The sequence below is a fragment of the Mycetocola spongiae genome, assembly GCF_020424085.1.
GTDB lineage: Bacteria > Actinomycetota > Actinomycetes > Actinomycetales > Microbacteriaceae > Mycetocola > Mycetocola spongiae.
The window spans coordinates 2825406-2840829 of record NZ_CP080203.1 but is presented as its reverse complement, the minus strand read 5'-3'; the positions used below and the strand labels follow the sequence as shown (position 1 = coordinate 2840829).

Genomic DNA, 15424 nt, shown 5'->3' with positions numbered 1-15424 from the left:
ACACGGGACACCCCCTCTTTTTATGCGCTACCGGCGGGTGAGGTGGCCGATCTCGTTTCCGGCGGCGTCCAGAACGGTGAGGGTATCGCCGTCCACGGTTCCGGTGGCGGCGGCGGAGAGCCAGGTATCCACGCCCTCGCAGGCCATCCGGGTCGAGCCGATCGCCCCAAAGGTGAGGGTATCGCCCTGGATATTCCAGTCGCCGATCAGCGAGTTACAGCCATCGCTTCCGCCGAGGCGGCCGCCGGCCTCCAGGATCAGGGTGGGTGCGGCACCCGCGGCGGGGGCCTCGGCGCTCCAGGTGCCGGCCACGTCGAGGACCTCGGAGCCGCCCGCGGCGGGATCGGTGCTCGGCGCGGTTCCGGTTTCCAGGGTCACCAGTTCCTTCTTCTCGGCATCGATCAGCACCAGCTTGCCCTCGCGCAGCTCGGCGCGCGCGGCGGTGGACATAAAGAGGGGCAGCGGTGCGCCCTCGCAGGCGATCAGCGTGCTGGGGCCGGCCGTGACGGTGAGGTCCCCGGTCTTGCCCAGATCCCAGGTTCCGGTGACGGTATTACAGCCATCGGAGCTGGTCCAATCGCCGCCGTCCTCGATGGTCAGATAGGGCGGTGCGCTCAGGGTGGGATAGCTTTCGCCGGTAACCCAGGTACCCACCAGATCGGAATCCTTGATCGGATCGGGTGAGGGGCCGGCACAACCGGCCAGGACGAGGGCCGCGAGCGCGGCGACCGGGGCGAGGAGACGCAGTGCGGACGTGTGGTGCCTTTCGAAGGAGCCGGAGTGTCGGAAAGGGGCATCCGCGCGACCGGCCTGACTGAGCGAAATCTTATCGGTCCCCGGGGTCCGGATGGAAGAGTCCGCGGCCGGTCGCGCGCGTGCCGCTAGGAGCGACCGGCGGGGCGCGGGAACGGCCCGGGCTTGGGAACCGGGCGCGGGGCCTCGGCGGCGCGGGCGGGGGCGATAAACGGGGTGGTGCGGGGTGCGAACATGGCGAACCTTCCGAATGGCCGCGGGCCGACGTTGGCCGCGGGGTGAGGGACAGCCTATCCTGTGTGGCCCGCGCGGCCGCCAGCCGGGCCACGGATCGCGCCGTAGCGGCGATAAAGGTTTCGCCGGGCAGTGCTAACAGTGGCTGATAGGCTGGCGGCATGCGCACACGGATCCTGCAAATCACCGCCGACCTGCTGGCCCAGTCCGCGACCGCCGATGTGTCCACGCGCGCGGTCTGCGAGGCCGCGGGCATTCAGCAGCCCACGCTGTATCGGATGTTTGGTGATAAAAACGGCCTGATCGCGGCGGCCGTGGACTATGGTTTTGGCTCCTATCTGGAGGGGAAGCGCGCGGCCGTACCCTCCGCGGATCCCGTGGCCGACCTGATCTCCGGCTGGGACGGGCATACGGCATTTGCCCTCGACCACCCCAATCTCTATCGGCTGATGTATGCCCCCGGACTCACCGTGGTACCCGAGGCCGTGGGCGAGGCGCATGCCCTCCTGCGCGCCGTCATCGAGCGCTGCGCCGCGGCCGGCCGGCTGCGGGTGCCCGCCGAGACGGCGACCCGCATGGTGATGTCCGCCAATAGCGGGGTGGCGCTCTCCCTCATCACCCGCCCCGAGGCCTATCCCGATCCCGCAATCTCCGCGGCGGTGCGCGATGCGCTCCTCGCGGATATCCTCACCCCCGCGGGCGCGGACCACCCCGCCGCGGGCGCGGGGGGCCTGGCCGGGGCCGCAATCACCCTCGCCGCGCGGCTGGACGAATCCGCGGGCACCCCCGAGGGGGCCATCCTCAGCCCCGCCGAGCGCGCGCTCCTCGGCGAATGGCTGCGCCTACTCTCCGCCCCCGAGAACCCCTAACCCCGGGCGTTCGCTCAGGGCGAGCGCAACGTTTGTCATACTCGGGTGCTCACCCTCGACGGGCCGAAAGACTCGGCGTAGGGTGAGGGCATGACCACAAATCCCGCCATCCCCACGCTCACCCTGAACTCCGGTTTCACCATCCCCCAGCTCGGTTTTGGTGTCTTTAAGGTAGACCCCGAGGAGACCGAACGCATCGTCAGCGACGCCCTCGAGGTGGGCTATCGCCATATCGATACCGCCGCGATCTACGGCAACGAGGAGGGTGTGGGCCGCGCCATCGCCGCCTCCGGCATCCCCCGCGAGCAGCTCTTCATCACCACCAAGCTCTGGAACGACAACCAGGGCACCGAATCCGCGCACCGCGCGCTCGATGAGAGCCTCGGCAAGCTGGGCCTCGACTATGTGGACCTCTACCTCATCCACTGGCCCACCCCCGCGCGCGATCGCTATCTGGAAAGCTGGCTCGCCCTGGAGCAGCTCGCCGCCGCCGGAAAGACCCGCTCGATTGGCGTCTCCAATTTCCTCGTGGAGCACCTCACCCGGGTGATCGAGGGCAGCTCCACGGTGCCCGCCGTGAACCAGATCGAGCTGCACCCCGCCTATCAGCAGCGCGAGGTCACCGGCTTTGGCCGCGAACACGGCATCCTCACCGAGGCCTGGGGCCCCCTGGGTCAGGGCAAATATCCGCTCTTCGAGGAGGACGCGGTGGCCTCGGCGGCCGCCGCCCACGGCAAGTCCCCCGCCCAGGTTGTCATTCGCTGGCACCTGCAGATCGGCAATATTGTCTTCCCGAAGTCCAATAGCCGCGAGCGTATCGCCGAGAACTTCGACGTCTTCGATTTTGAACTCAGCGACGCCGAGGTGGCTGCCATCACCGCCCTCGAGCGCGATGGCCGCGTGAGCGCCCACCCGCTCGAGGTGAACTAACCGCATCCCCGGGGGTGGCGGCACCGGGAATCGGTGCCGCCACCCCCGTTTTAATGCGACTGCACCGGGAGTGCCGCGATGATCGGATGATCAAAATCGAAGGTTCCGCTGCGATTGGCGCCGCCCGGGGAACCAATCTCGCGGAAAAACTCCACATTGGCCGAATAATAATCGGCCCATTCCTCGGGCAAATCATCCTCATAATAGATGGCCTCAACCGGGCATACCGGATCGCAGGCCCCGCAGTCGATGCACTCATCGGGGTGAATATACAGCGAACGGGCGCCCTCGTAGATGCAGTCCACGGGGCATTCGTCCACACACGCGCGATCCTTCAGGTCCACACAGGGCTGGGCAATTACATAGGTCATAGGTCCTCCCGCGGCGTTCGGGTCGCCGCGCTCCTCGTGGCCCCAGGCTAGGGCCTCAAGCCCACTTGAGGGCAAATTTTGGCAACCCCTCGTGTCGGCGGCGGGCGAGGCGATATTCTGCACTACGGAACCACCGCGACATACTCGCGTTCATCGACGAACGGATATCGGCAATGACAGAAAACACCGGGCGACTCATCTTTGGTTGCATGGGACTCGGCGGGGAATGGACCGCCCCGGAGGTCACCCCCGCGGCCACCGAACACGCCACACGCGCGCTGCGCGCCGCCCTCGACGCCGGCATCACCACGTTTGATCACGCCAATATTTACGGCCGAGGCAAGGCCGAGAGCGTTTTTGGCGCCGTGCGCGCCGCCCATCCCGACTGGTTCACCGACACCACCGTGCAAACCAAATGTGGCATCCGCCTGGGCACCCCAGAGCTCGGCGGGCGCTATGACCTCTCCGCGGCGGCGGTCCTGGAATCCGTGACCGCCTCCCTCGCCCGGCTGGATGCCCCCGGCGTGGACCTGCTGCTCCTGCACCGCCCCGATCCGCTGCTGAACGTGGGCGAACTGCGCGTGGCCATCAACGAGCTGCTCGCGAGCGGACGCATCGGCGCGCTGGGGGTCTCCAATATGTCGGCCGCGCAGATCGACTACCTCCAGGAGGGGCTCGATGTTCCGATCGTGGTGAACCAGATCGAGGCGAGCCTCTACCGCAGCGATTTTGCGGAGAGCGGCGTGCTGATTAACCACCCCGAGGGCACCGCCGTATCCTTCCCGCACGGCACGCTGGAATGGTGTGCCCGCAACGGCGTGGCACTCCAGGCCTGGGGACCCCTGGCCAAGGGCCGCTATTCGCAGCGCACCCCCGAGCAAAGCCCCGCCGATGCGGCCACAACCGATCTGGTGCTGGATCTCGCGCGCAGCTACGGCGTGGGCCCCGAGGCCGTGGTTCTCGGCTGGCTGCTGAAGCATCCCGCCGATATCTCGGCGGTCCTGGGCACCGCCAACCCCGGGCGCATCGCCGCGAGCGCGGGGGCCGAGACGGCCGCCGCCGCGATGACCGGCGATGAGTGGTATGCGCTGTGGACCGCGGCGCGCGGGCGTCCCCTGCCCTAGCGATAATCCGGGTGCGGGTGGCCGCGGCCACCCGCACCCGGGCTAGACCTCCTCGGGTCTTTTCTGCTGCGCCGGACGGGCCGGGATATTCTCGCCGTTCCAGACGCTGATGATGCCCCAGGCCACGGCCGCAATCGGCACGGCCAGCACCGCGCCGAGGATGCCGCCGATCAGCGTGCCCGCGGTCAGCGCCAGCAGGATCACGAGGGCATGCAGCTTCAGCGAACGCCCCATCAGCACCGGCTGCAGCAGGTTGCCCTCGAGCTGGTTTACCCCGATCACGATCGCCACCACGATGATCGCGCTCACCGGCCCATTGGCCACCAGCGCGACCAGCGCGGCGAGCGCCCCCGCCACCGTGGCACCCACGATGGGGATAAACGCAAAAACAAACACGATGATCGCGAGGGGCAGGGCGAGCGGGACGCCCAGAATCGCCAGGCCCACGCCGATACCGATGGCATCCACCGCGGCCACCGCCGCGGTGCCGCGCACGTATTCGCCAAGCACCGAGACCGTCTTATCGCCCACGCGGCGGGCCCGCAGATAGGCCTCCCCGCGGAAGGGGCGCAGCAGGAACTCCCAAATCTTCGGGCCATCCTTGAGGAAAAAGAACAGCACCACAATCATCAGGAAGAGGCCGGTGAGGAAGCTCGTGGCGGCCGAGACTCCGGCGAGCGCCCCCGAACCAAACTGGCTGCTGGTCAGAAAACCGGTGATGGTTTCCTTGAAGGAGTCGATCTGCTCCTCGTCGATGGTGAAGGGCAGGTCTTTAAAATAGTCCTGAAGCTGGTTAAAGCCATCCACCGCGGAATCGGCCAGGTCGGCCCACTGATCGCGCACCGCCCAGACGATCAGGGTACCCACCGCACCCAGCAGCACCAGGATCGCGATCAGCGCGGCCCAGGTGGCGAGCATCGAGGGGATGCCGCGGCGCCGCATCCAGCCGATCACCGGGGACATGGCCGAGGCCAGAATCAGGGCGAGGATCACCGCGATCAGGATCAATCCCACCTGGGACATCAGGAAGAGCAGTGCCGCCACCAGGCCCAGCACCAGGAGGGTCTGCAGGCTGCGGGTCGCAACCCTGCCATAACCATCGCGCCAGAGCGAGGGCGGACCCGCCGGCGGACCGGAGGGCTTGGGGGGCTTACGGGCGAAGAGCGCCATAGGGGTGGTGTCCAATCTGTGACCGTGCGTATCTGCCAGGGTGTCATGCCGGCCGCGACCCGGGCAACCCTAGGCGCCGTGCCGGGCAACCCTAATCACCGCGCCGGGCACCCCTAGACGCCGTACCGGGCAGTCTCCGCGGCCAGTAATTCGCGCAGATCGGCGCGTTCACGCGCGAGGCGGCGCAGCGCGTGCTCGCTCGCGGACAGGCGCGCGGCGAGGAGCTCGCGCAGCGTCGCGGCCGATTCGGGGGCCGGGTCCAGGGCCGCAAGCGGCAGCCCGAGGCGGCGCGCGGCGGCGGCCCGGCGCAGCAGCCGCACATGCTGTTCGTCATAATCGCGATAGCCATTGGCGAGGCGGCGCGGGGCCGGGATGATCCCGCGCGCCTCATAAAAGCGGATGGTTTCGGGATGAACCCCGGTGCGTCTGGCCAGCTCGCCGCGTCTCATGGGGCCCACCTTAACACGCGGGCGCGGGGCGATCGCGGCGGCGGAAAAGAGTATCCCGGGAGTTTGCCTCGCGGCCACCCGGGGGCCTCCCGTTACACCCGGTGGCGATTTATGACCCCCGATGACGGCCGGGCCTCGTGAGCCCCCGGGCGCTTCCGTAATGTGAGATTCACGGCGCTCCCGTGCCCAGGAATCGGGGCCGCGGCGCCCCCGATTTCCCGAGGGAGGGACCCGATGCACGCAGCGCTCACCGCCGCCGGCACCCATCGCGGGCCCGCCCAGGCCCCCGTGCGAGGCCCCCGATGACCTTCATTCTGGCGGTTGCGGTGGATCTCACCGCCGATCTTGATCCGGCCCAGGGCGGCCCGGCCCGGCTGCGGGCGGTGCGTGCGTTGGAGGCCGCGGGCGCGGATTTTGTCACGCTCGGGGAGGGCCCCGGCGCGGCCGATTCCACGCTTGGTGCGCTGGATGTGCTCGCGAAGATCGCGCCGATCACGGCGAATATTGGGCTGGTACCCACCGTGACGGTGGCGCGCCGGGAGCCGGTCCTGGTCTCCACCGCGACCGCCACGCTCGACTATGCCTCGCGCGGCCGCTCGGGCTGGCAGGCGGCGGTGGACGGCGGGGATCCCGCGGGCGAATGGGAGCGCGCGGAGGCGCTGATCGACGTGGTGCGAGAGCTCTGGGACGCATGGGAGGACCGCGCGGTGCGCGATGAGGTGGCCGAGCGCTATATCGATCGCGACCGCCTGCGCTATGAGAATTTTTTGCCCGCCGAGGGGGCCCGGGGCGCGGGCGCAATGCCGCGACCCCCGCAGGGTAATCCCCCGGTGGTCATCGGTGTCTCCGATACCGCATCCCTGGATACCGCGGCGCGCACCGCCGATGTGGTGGTGCTCGCCGATGGTGCGGGCCTGACCACCACGGATGTGCGCTCGCGGATCGTGGCCCACGGGCGCGGCGCCCTCCCCGTGCGCATCCTGCTCTCGGTGCCCTATCCCTATCCGGGCGGGGATGCACTGATCGCGCGCGTGCATACCGAGCTGCGTGATGGGCCGCTGGACGGCCTGCACCTGCGCCCACTCTCGCTGGCCGGCGATGCCCGCGGTATCGCGCATGATCTGATTCCGCGGCTGCGCGCCGAGGGCATCCTGGGGGCCGCGGGCCTGGGCTCGCTGCGCCGCCGCCTGGGGCTCGGGGCCGCGCTGCGCCCCTCGGCCTAAACCGCGCTAGCGGGCCTCGGCCGCCCGCGATCCCTCGGGCCGACCGGCATGCTCGGAGAGTCCATCGAGGATCAGGTTCACGCCAAAACCAAAGCCATCGGCACCGCGCGGATGGGTGATGGCCGCGGGGGCCGCGGCGCTCTCGGGGGCCACCGCCCCGATGCTATCGGCCTGGATGCGCTGCTGCTCATGCGAGACATAGCCCAGCGCGAAGTGAATAAGCACGGCCGCGGCGGCGGAGGCGGTTTCCGGATCCACTCCCCCATCCTCAAAAATCCGGGTGAGCCGGCGCGCGGGTGCATCCGCGCCCAGGCCCAGCGCGAGCGTGCTTGAGACCACCTCGGCCCCGTCCCGATAGGCGAGCAGGCTCGCGCGCAGCGCCTCGGCCTCGGCGGAGGCGGCGGCGCGCCACGGGCCGGGCCGGGCCGGGTTATCCGCGGGCTCGGCCTCGGGGCGGTCCACGATCAGATCGGCGAGGTGTGCCAGGAGCGTCTGCTTATTGGAGAAATGCCAGTACAGCGCGCTCGGCTGCACATCCAGCGTGGCGGCAAGGCGGCGCATCGTGAGATCGGCGAGCCCGTAGTCATCGAGGATCTTGAGGGCGGCCGCGGCCACGTCCTCGCGCGAATGACGGGTCTGCGGGAACCGGGAGTTGCGGGAGGTGGCCATCCCCACACTATACTCAATCCAGGCCTACCTGAACAGCGTTCAAGTGAACGTCGTTCAGGTGGATTTTTCCCCCGAGCGAAAGGGCCCCCGTGTCCACCATCCCCACCCCCACCCGCACCGCGGCAACCTCGCGCCGCTTTGCCAGCGCCGATATCGCGCGCATCGCCGTATTTGCGGCCCTGATCGCCGCGCTGGGGCTGCCGGGCCCCATCCCCATCTTTGGCGGGGGTGTCCCGATCACCGCCCAGACCCTCGGCATCATGCTCGCGGGCGCCGTGCTCGGCCCGTGGCGCGGAGCCACGGCCGTGCTGATCTTTAATATCCTCGTTGCCGTGGGACTCCCGCTGCTCTCGGGGGCACGCGGCGGGCTGGGCGTGTTTATCGGCCCGAGCGGCGGCTATGTCCTCGGCTGGATCCTCGGCGCGTTTCTCACCGGGCTCATCGTGCACTCCGGCGTCGTTCCCACCTGGTGGCGCACCGCCCTGGGCACCGTGGTCGGCGGAATCCTCGCGATCTACGCGGTGGGCATTCCCGTGCAGTCCGCGGTAACCGGCCTGGCGCTCCCGCAGGCGGCCCTGCAATCGCTCGTTTTCCTCCCGGGGGACCTGCTTAAGGCCACCGTGGCCACGGTGCTCACGATGGCCCTATGGCGCGCCTATCCGCGCGCCTTCGGCCGCACCCCCGCCGCCCGGTGAGCGAACCCGACCGGGCGATCCCCGCGCTGCGCCTGAGCGATGTCTCGGTCACCCTCGGGGGCCACGAGGCACTCGCGGGCGTCAGCCTGGCACTCGATCAGACCCGCATCGGGGTGATTGGGCTCAACGGCTCCGGGAAATCCACGTTTGCCCGGCTCCTGAACGGCCTAGCCACGGCCACCTCGGGCAGCGTGAGCGTACTGGGCCTGGACCCCGCGCGCGAGGCCCGCGAGGTGCGCCGCGCGGTCGGATTTATCTTCTCCAATCCCGATGCCCAGATCATCGCCCCCACGGTGGCCGAGGATATCGCGTTTTCCCTGCGCGGCCGCGGGCTCTCGCGCGCCGAGATCGCCCGGCGCGTGGCGCAGGCCCTGCCGAGGTTTGGCCTGGACGCGCGCGCAGACGCACCCGCCCACGATCTCTCGGGAGGGCAAAAGCAGCTGCTCGCGCTGTGCTCGGTGCTGATTGGCGGCCCGCGCCTGGTGGTGGCCGATGAGCCCACCGCCCTGCTGGATGCGGTGAATCGCCGCGTGGTCTCCGATCATCTCTTCTCCGCGGCGGTACCGCGCCTGGTCCTGGTCACCCACGATATGCGGCTCGCCGCGCGCTGCGAGGTGGTATTGCGCTTCGAAAACGGCCGCCTGCACGAGAGCGGCGAGCCGGCCGCGGTGATCGCCCGCTATGAGAGCGATCACGCATGATCGCCCTGTACCGGCCGGGCGTCAGCGTGCTGCATCGCGCCCCGGCCGGGATCAAGCTGCTGCTGATCGGGGCACTCATCGCGGTGGTCTCGGCGGTCCCGCGCTCCCCGTGGGTGCTCGCGGGGGCCGCCGCGCTCCTCGTCTTGGGCTATCTGCTGGCCGGACTGGGCTGGCGCGAGCTGGCCCGCCAGGCCTGGCTCCTGCGCTGGCTCCTGGCGTTTACGATCCTGTTCCAGCTGCTTTTTGTGGAGCCCGCGGCCGTGGCCCAGAACGCCGGGCGCATCCTGGTGGTGGTGATGCTCGCCGCGTTGATCACGCTCACAACCCGCACCACGGAGCTGCTGGATACGCTCGGGCGGGCCCTGGAACCGCTGCGCCGCATCGGCATCAACGCCACGCGGGTGAGCCTGCTGCTCACCCTCACGATCACGGTGATCCCCGTGATTGCCTCCTTTGCCGGGGAGATCCGCGATGCGCTGCGGGCGCGCGGGATTCCCGCGCGGCCCACTACGTTTATCATTCCCCTCCTGGTGGCCTCGATGCGCTATGCCGATGAGCTATCCGACGCGCTTACAGCCCGGGGGCTCGACGCCTAAGATACCCCTCGGGGGTACGTGTTAGGGTGGGGCCGTTAGTCCCCGAACCGGAAGGCCCCAGACCCCGTGACCTCGCTGCGCACCCTCGTTTTGCCCCTGCTTCTTGCCGCCACCCTGGTGGGGTGCTCCGTCTCCGAACCCACCGATACCGATATCCGCGAATCGATGCCGGCCGCGGTAAACGAGGTGGATCTGCACTTTTTGGGCATGATGACCCCGCACCACGTGCAGGCGGTGGATATGAGCGATATCATCCTCGCCGCGGAGAATATCTCCGAGCCCACGCGGGACCTCGCGCGGCGCATCTCCGCGGGGCAATCGGAGGAGATCCGCACCATGACGGAATGGGCCTCGGAATGGGATCAGGGTGCGGTCATGCAGATGCACGCCCCCCATGTGGCCAATGGGATGCTCACCGCGGAACAGCTGGAGGGCCTGGCCAGCGTGACCGGGCCCGAGGCCGAACGGCTCTTTTTGGAACTCATGCATGCGCATCATGAGGGGGCGCTCGCGATGACCCGGGACGAGGTTTCCGGCGGCGGCTACCCCGAGCTCACCACCCTCGCCCAGCATATGATCGACGTGCAGACCGCGGAGATGGCGGAGATGACGCAGCTGCTCGCGGGCTAGCCCGGTGCGCCGCGGGTTAGACTAGGGGCGCATCGATCATCGATACCGGCACAGATGCCCGCCGCGGCGGGCAGCCGATCAAGGAGATTCAACATGAGTTCCGAAGAAGACGCGCAAAAAGCCGCGGCCGAGGAAAGCAAGCGGAAGTTCCGCGAGGCACTCGACCGCAAGAAGGCGCGCACGCAGGGCAAGGGCCAGGACCATATGGACGCCTCGGGTGCGGTACAGCACACGCAGGGTAAGGCCTCCCAGCAGCGCGAGTTCCGCCGCAAGAGCGGATAAAATCCACCGCTATCCACGGTTTTTCCCCGCGGGGTCGCCCGGCATCATGCCGGGCGACCCCGCGTTTTTATCCCCCGTGGGCCTAGCCGGCCAGCGGGCGGTTATTCAGGTTCACCTCGCTCAGGCCGAAGCGGGCCTGTAGTTCCGCGAGGACCGCGGCCACCCGCGCCACCTGGCCGGGATCGGCGCCGTCCAGGGTCCAGGCGCCGAGCCGGCCCCCACCCACCTCCACGGTGGCCACGGCGCCGGCATCCCGGAGCGCCCGATACTGTTCGGCAAGGGCCGTAAACGCATTGGGCAGCCCGGCCTCGAGCACGAGTGAGCGGCCCGGGGCCACGCGCATCTCGGGGATTACCCCGTCGCCGCTGCCCGGGATATAAAAGGTCACACCGCTGCCGCCGCTGCCGCCCTCTCGGGCGAGAATCTCGTCGGTGAGCTCCTGCAGGGCGTCGATATCGGTCACCGTGAAGACCACGTCATTCCCGCGCACATCGCCGGTGGCGCCCAGGCTCGCGGCCAGTTCATCCCGCAGAGCGAGCGCCGGCGCCGTGGCCTGGGCATCCGCGGAGCCGTTCTCGGCGGCGGTCACGATGATCTCCAGCCCGGCATAGCGTTCGGGGCTGAGGCCGTCCAGGAGGGTGCTCACGGCGGCCGAGCTCGGGATAATTCCCTCAAAACCGAGGCGCACGCCGCTCCCGATGGTCACGCTCGCGAGCTGATAGCTCTCCCCGAGGACCCGCATATCGCCGAGATAGCCGGCCAGGTCGGCGCGCGGGGCGTCCACGTCCAGGGCGGGGCTGCGATAGGAGATACCCATGTCCGGCAGGGTCGGGGCGATCGCCTCCCCCAGGGTCAGGGCCTCGGCGAGGTTTTTCTCCGCGGAGGAGCGCCGGACCGTGGTCCGTCCCTCGCCCTCGGCCGGATAGCTGCGCTTAATCTCCAGCGTGGCGGGGAAGCCCACCGCGGCGGCCGCGCGCGTGACGTCCACGATGTTAATGCCCTCACCCGCGCAGGTGGGGCCATCGCCGCTCACGGTGGCGGCACCCTCGCTCACCACATAGTCCACCTCCACGGAGGAGGCCGGGCGCTCAGCACACACCACCTTTTGGGCATCGGCGAGCACAATCGGATCCGCGGGAATGGCCACGGTCACGGTGCCGTTAATCACGCCGGGCAGCGGCTGAGACACGCGAGCCTCGGCCGAGACCACGCCGGGTACCGCGCGCAGGGCCGTGACAAACTCATCCACGCTCTCGCGGGATTGTGGAACGCAACCCGCGGCGGCCAGGACCACCGCGAGCAGGAGCGGCGCGGCAAGAAGGGTGCGGGTGGTATTCCGTGTCATGAGTCTCCGGGATAAAACCTAGGCGGGGGCGAAAAAGAGAAGAGGGGCCCGCGCTGGGTCACCCTCCCCGCGGGGTGGCCCGGGCCAGAAACTAAGCATAGCTATTGTGATCTGTCCCGTATAACGCTCGCGGCATTCGCCCGTTTAGCCGAGCAGTTCGCGGATATCCTGCGCGGTCAGCGCCGAGCTAAACAGCTCCTCGTCGTTAATCACCGCATCAAAGAGCGCGGCCTTGCGCTGCTTTAACACCATCACCTTCTCCTCGATGGTATCCGCGGCGATCATCCGATAGACAAAGACATTTTTGGACTGGCCGATGCGATGGGTGCGGTCCACCGCCTGCTCCTCGCTCGCCGGGTTCCACCACGGATCCAGCAGGAAGACATAATCGGCCTCGGTGAGGTTGAGGCCAAATCCGCCCGCCTTGAGGCTGATCAGGAATACCGGGGCCTCCCCCGTTTTAAAGCCGTTAATGACCTCGGAGCGTTTGCGTGTGGAACCGTCCAGATAGGCATAGGCGATCCCCGCGGCCTCCAGCCTCCGCGCCACGAGCGCCAGATAGGACGTGAACTGGCTAAATACCAGCGTGCGATGGCCCTCCACCACCACGTCGGCGAGCTGATCCATCAGCACGTCCAGCTTGGCGGCGGGCACATCCGCGTGCTCCTCCCCCAGCAGCGCCGGGTCCAGCGCCAGCAGGCGCAGCAGGGTCAGCGAACGGAATACGATAAAGCGGTTGCGGTCGAGGTCTTCAAGCAGCCCAAAGAGCTTTTGCCGCTCGCGCTGCAAAAAGAGATCGTAGAGCGCACGGTGTTCGGGGTGCAGCTCCACCCGCAGCACCTGCTCCTGCTTGGCCGGCAGATCCGCGGCCACGGCCTCCTTCACGCGGCGCAGCATAAAGGGCCGCACCCGGCGGCGCAGCCGGGCCAGCCGCAGCTGCCGGGCACCGCCGATCGCGACCTCGCTGCGCCCGGCACCGATGCCCGTGGAGATGCCGGGTGCGACGCGTTCGATGGGACGCACGTATTCCTCGCGGAAGCGCCGCGCCGAGGCGAAAAGCCCGGGGGTCACGATGGCCAGCAGCGCGTGCAGCTCGGTAAGGGAGTTTTCCAGCGGGGTGCCCGTGACGGCGATCTTCACCCGCACGTCGAGTTCCAGCGCGCATGCGTGAATGCGGGACTCGGCATTTTTCACAAATTGCGCCTCGTCCAGGATCAGCCCGGACCAGCCGGTATCGCGGGCGATGGCCTGATAGGCCTCAAAATCCAGCCGCAGCAGCGCATAGCTGGTCACGATGATATCGGCCCCGGCGGCGAGCCCGGCCAGGGGGCGGCCCGAGCGCGCCTCGGTCGCGGTGATCTCGTGCACCCGCAGGCCGGGCGCAAAGCGCGCCGCCTCGGCCACCCAATTGGATACCACCGAGGTGGGGGCCACCACGAGGAAGGGCGCCTGCCCGGGGCGTTGATCGTGGGCGTGCCGGATCAGGGCGAGGCACTGGAGCGTCTTGCCGAGCCCCATATCATCGGCGAGGATGCCGCCCAGGTGATGCCTCCAGAGGAAGGCCAGCCAGGCAAAACCCTCCTCCTGATACGGGCGCAGCTCGGCGTGGATGCCCGCGGGCAGCGGCACCGGGGCGGGGGCGGCACCCTCGGCCACCGCCGCGAGCAGCTCGCGCCATTCCCGGGCCGGGGTGGCCTGCTCGGCCAGGTCCTCAAACTCGGCCCAGAGATCCACCCGATAGCGGCTGATCACCGGATTGGCCTCCCATTCGGGCAGGTCCTGGGACTCGCGGATCAGCTCGATCAGCGGCTGAAACGCCGGGTGGCCCAGCGAGAGATAGCTGCCGTCCACCAGCAGCAGCTTGCGCCGCCCCTTCGCGAGGGCTTTAAACAGTGGGACAAAGGGGATATCGTGGCCGTCCACCGTGACGATCACGCCCAGGCTGAACCAGTCGTCCTTTTCGGTGGGGACGGCGCTGATCTTCAGCAGCGGTTCGCCGGTGAGTTCCCGATAATCGGGCGCGGTACCGCGGCGATCCACGCGCACCCCGGGCAGCTTTTCCAGGCGCGGCAGCAGCGTGGCCGCGCACTCGGCGGCGTCCATCCCGCGCAGCGATACGGGAAGCGGCAGGTCCTCGCCGGAGCGCCACTCCGCGGGCAGCGTACCCTCGGGCAGGACCGCGGCGAGCGCGGGGGCCTGCGCCCCGCGGCGGGTATTTTCCCAGCGCCAGTGCAGGGCGAGCGTATGCCGCGCCTCAAATGATGCGGTGAGGATCAGCAGCGGGGGCGGGAGCGCGGGCAGCTCCACGCTGCCATCGGCGCTGAGAATCTCGAGCCTTCCGCGCAGCTCGGGCAAATAATCGCTCAGGAACTCCCCCACGCCCGCGGGCGGGATGCTCACCGCATGCGGCACTGTGCTGCGCGGGCGCAGCAGCTCGCGCTGTTCGGGGCCCAGCTCGGCGGGGGCCAATACCAGCCGGGCGGGCGCGGCGAGGCGGAAGCCGTAGACGCCGTGGTCGGCGATCGCGCGGGCGCGTTCCAGCGGCCAGGCCTCCTCGCCGAGGGTCAGGGCGGGGGTGAGCCGCAGGCCCGCGGCGGTGCGGGAGGCGTCCAGGCTCAGCCGGGCGTCTCCCGCGCGGCGCACGGCGGTTTTGGCGGAGGAGCCCACGAGTGCGATGCCAAGCGCATCGGCCTGATCCAGCAGGGTCCAGAGCACGGGGTTGGCAAAATCATCCAGCAGCACCCAATCGGCATCCTGCCCGGGGACCGCGGGGACCGCCGCGCGATAGAGCGCACCAAACTGGCAGAACCAGCTGTGCTGGGCGGGGTCAAGCCCCAGCCGGTTGAGCATATAGGGGAGGTTGGACCAGGTGAGGCTGCCGCGGGCCCAGCCGCGCGCGGTGCGGGTCACGGGGCGCACGCCGAGCGAGAGATCGGCGAGGTCCTCGGTGCCGGATCTCGCGGCGCGCGCGGCCGGCCCGTTCCAGCGATCGCCGCCGCGCGGAATGGCCTCGCGCAGCTCCAGCTGCAGCGCGAGCGCGGTATGGCGCGGCGCGGGGGCGGCCGCGGTATCGGGTACCAGGAGGCCCTCCAGCGCGCGACGCCAGGAGTCTCCGGCGGCGGGGCGTGTGGGCATGGGCAACGGCTCTTCCTGTGCGAGGGATATGGCGCGTTACACCACCCTAGGTACGCTACACCCCGGCACCGACGCGCGGCGGATCGCCTCGTTGCGGGGCATCTCGCCGGCCCACGCCCACACCGGCGCGAACGGGCCGCGGCTCAAAAGGCAACCTTTCACCCCTTTGGGAAAAACCCCAAAATATTTTTCCGGGGGCCGCCTGAACCCACGATATGCGATCACGAGGCGGTAAAGAGGCCACTCGA

General features: G+C 69.1%; 16 protein-coding genes. 9 read left to right on the top strand and 7 right to left on the bottom strand.

Annotated features, from left to right (window positions below; all coding sequences use genetic code 11):
• Window positions 1-27: 27 nt before the first annotated feature.
• Entirely contained in the window at window positions 28-654 is a 627-nt protein-coding gene (locus tag KXZ72_RS13035) for an META domain-containing protein (RefSeq protein ID WP_226081361.1), read from the bottom strand.
• A 494-nt stretch (window positions 655-1148) separates the two neighbouring features.
• On the opposite strand from KXZ72_RS13035, the gene KXZ72_RS13030 reads away from it, so the two are divergent.
• A complete protein-coding gene (locus KXZ72_RS13030) occupies window positions 1149-1856 on the top strand; it encodes a TetR/AcrR family transcriptional regulator (RefSeq protein WP_226081360.1) in 708 nt (235 codons plus the stop codon).
• Between the two features lie 90 nt (window positions 1857-1946).
• The gene (locus KXZ72_RS13025; RefSeq protein ID WP_226081359.1) at window positions 1947-2786 is read left to right on the top strand and encodes an aldo/keto reductase; all 840 of its coding nucleotides are present in this window, start codon (window positions 1947-1949) and stop codon (window positions 2784-2786) included.
• Between the two features lie 50 nt (window positions 2787-2836).
• Here KXZ72_RS13025 and fdxA read toward each other — a convergent pair whose 3' ends face one another.
• Window positions 2837-3157: a ferredoxin gene (gene fdxA / locus KXZ72_RS13020; RefSeq protein WP_226081358.1), complete on the bottom strand. Its 321-nt coding sequence runs from the start codon at window positions 3155-3157 to the stop codon at window positions 2837-2839.
• Between the two features lie 173 nt (window positions 3158-3330).
• Between fdxA and KXZ72_RS13015 the strand changes: the two genes are divergently transcribed.
• Window positions 3331-4281 (top strand): aldo/keto reductase, encoded by a 951-nt coding sequence (locus KXZ72_RS13015; RefSeq protein WP_226081357.1) that lies wholly within the window; start codon window positions 3331-3333, stop codon window positions 4279-4281.
• Window positions 4282-4323: 42 nt separating this feature from the next.
• On the opposite strand, the gene KXZ72_RS13010 is transcribed toward KXZ72_RS13015, so the two are convergent.
• Together KXZ72_RS13010 and KXZ72_RS13005 are read right to left on the bottom strand one after the other, a co-directional pair.
• Complete coding sequence (locus tag KXZ72_RS13010) at window positions 4324-5451, bottom strand: AI-2E family transporter (protein ID WP_226083533.1); 1128 nt, start codon at window positions 5449-5451, stop codon at window positions 4324-4326.
• Between the two features lie 113 nt (window positions 5452-5564).
• On the bottom strand, window positions 5565-5900 hold the full coding sequence (locus KXZ72_RS13005; protein ID WP_226081356.1) for a MerR family transcriptional regulator: 336 nt from the start codon (window positions 5898-5900) through the stop codon (window positions 5565-5567).
• Window positions 5901-6202: 302 nt separating this feature from the next.
• Between KXZ72_RS13005 and KXZ72_RS13000 the strand changes: the two genes are divergently transcribed.
• Window positions 6203-7123 (top strand): LLM class flavin-dependent oxidoreductase, encoded by a 921-nt coding sequence (locus KXZ72_RS13000; protein ID WP_226081355.1) that lies wholly within the window; start codon window positions 6203-6205, stop codon window positions 7121-7123.
• Window positions 7124-7129: 6 nt separating this feature from the next.
• Here the strand turns inward: KXZ72_RS13000 and KXZ72_RS12995 are convergent, their stop codons facing one another.
• Complete coding sequence (locus KXZ72_RS12995; protein ID WP_226081354.1) at window positions 7130-7792, bottom strand: TetR family transcriptional regulator; 663 nt, start codon at window positions 7790-7792, stop codon at window positions 7130-7132.
• An 89-nt stretch (window positions 7793-7881) separates the two neighbouring features.
• Here KXZ72_RS12995 and KXZ72_RS12990 point away from each other — a divergent pair, with 89 nt between their 5' ends.
• The 5 genes from KXZ72_RS12990 (at window position 7882) to KXZ72_RS12970 (ending at window position 10696) form a co-directional block, all read left to right on the top strand.
• A complete protein-coding gene (locus KXZ72_RS12990; RefSeq protein ID WP_226081353.1) occupies window positions 7882-8487 on the top strand; it encodes a biotin transporter BioY in 606 nt (201 codons plus the stop codon).
• Window positions 8484-9188, top strand: coding sequence for an energy-coupling factor ABC transporter ATP-binding protein (locus KXZ72_RS12985; RefSeq protein WP_226081352.1), 705 nt, complete (start codon window positions 8484-8486; stop codon window positions 9186-9188). Before KXZ72_RS12990 ends, KXZ72_RS12985 begins: the two co-directional genes overlap by 4 nt.
• Window positions 9185-9784: an energy-coupling factor transporter transmembrane component T family protein gene (locus tag KXZ72_RS12980; protein WP_226081351.1), complete on the top strand. Its 600-nt coding sequence runs from the start codon at window positions 9185-9187 to the stop codon at window positions 9782-9784. The genes KXZ72_RS12985 and KXZ72_RS12980 overlap by 4 nt, the downstream gene beginning before the upstream one ends.
• 66 nt (window positions 9785-9850) lie before the next feature.
• Window positions 9851-10414: a DUF305 domain-containing protein gene (locus KXZ72_RS12975; protein WP_226081350.1), complete on the top strand. Its 564-nt coding sequence runs from the start codon at window positions 9851-9853 to the stop codon at window positions 10412-10414.
• 93 nt (window positions 10415-10507) lie between these two features.
• Entirely contained in the window at window positions 10508-10696 is a 189-nt protein-coding gene (locus tag KXZ72_RS12970) for a DUF5302 domain-containing protein (protein ID WP_226081349.1), read from the top strand.
• A gap of 82 nt (window positions 10697-10778) precedes the next feature.
• Here KXZ72_RS12970 and KXZ72_RS12965 read toward each other — a convergent pair whose 3' ends face one another.
• Window positions 10779-12041 (bottom strand): hypothetical protein, encoded by a 1263-nt coding sequence (locus KXZ72_RS12965; protein WP_226081348.1) that lies wholly within the window; start codon window positions 12039-12041, stop codon window positions 10779-10781.
• 144 nt (window positions 12042-12185) lie between these two features.
• Entirely contained in the window at window positions 12186-15176 is a 2991-nt protein-coding gene (locus KXZ72_RS12960) for a DEAD/DEAH box helicase (RefSeq protein ID WP_226081347.1), read from the bottom strand.
• Window positions 15177-15424 lie beyond the last annotated feature (248 nt).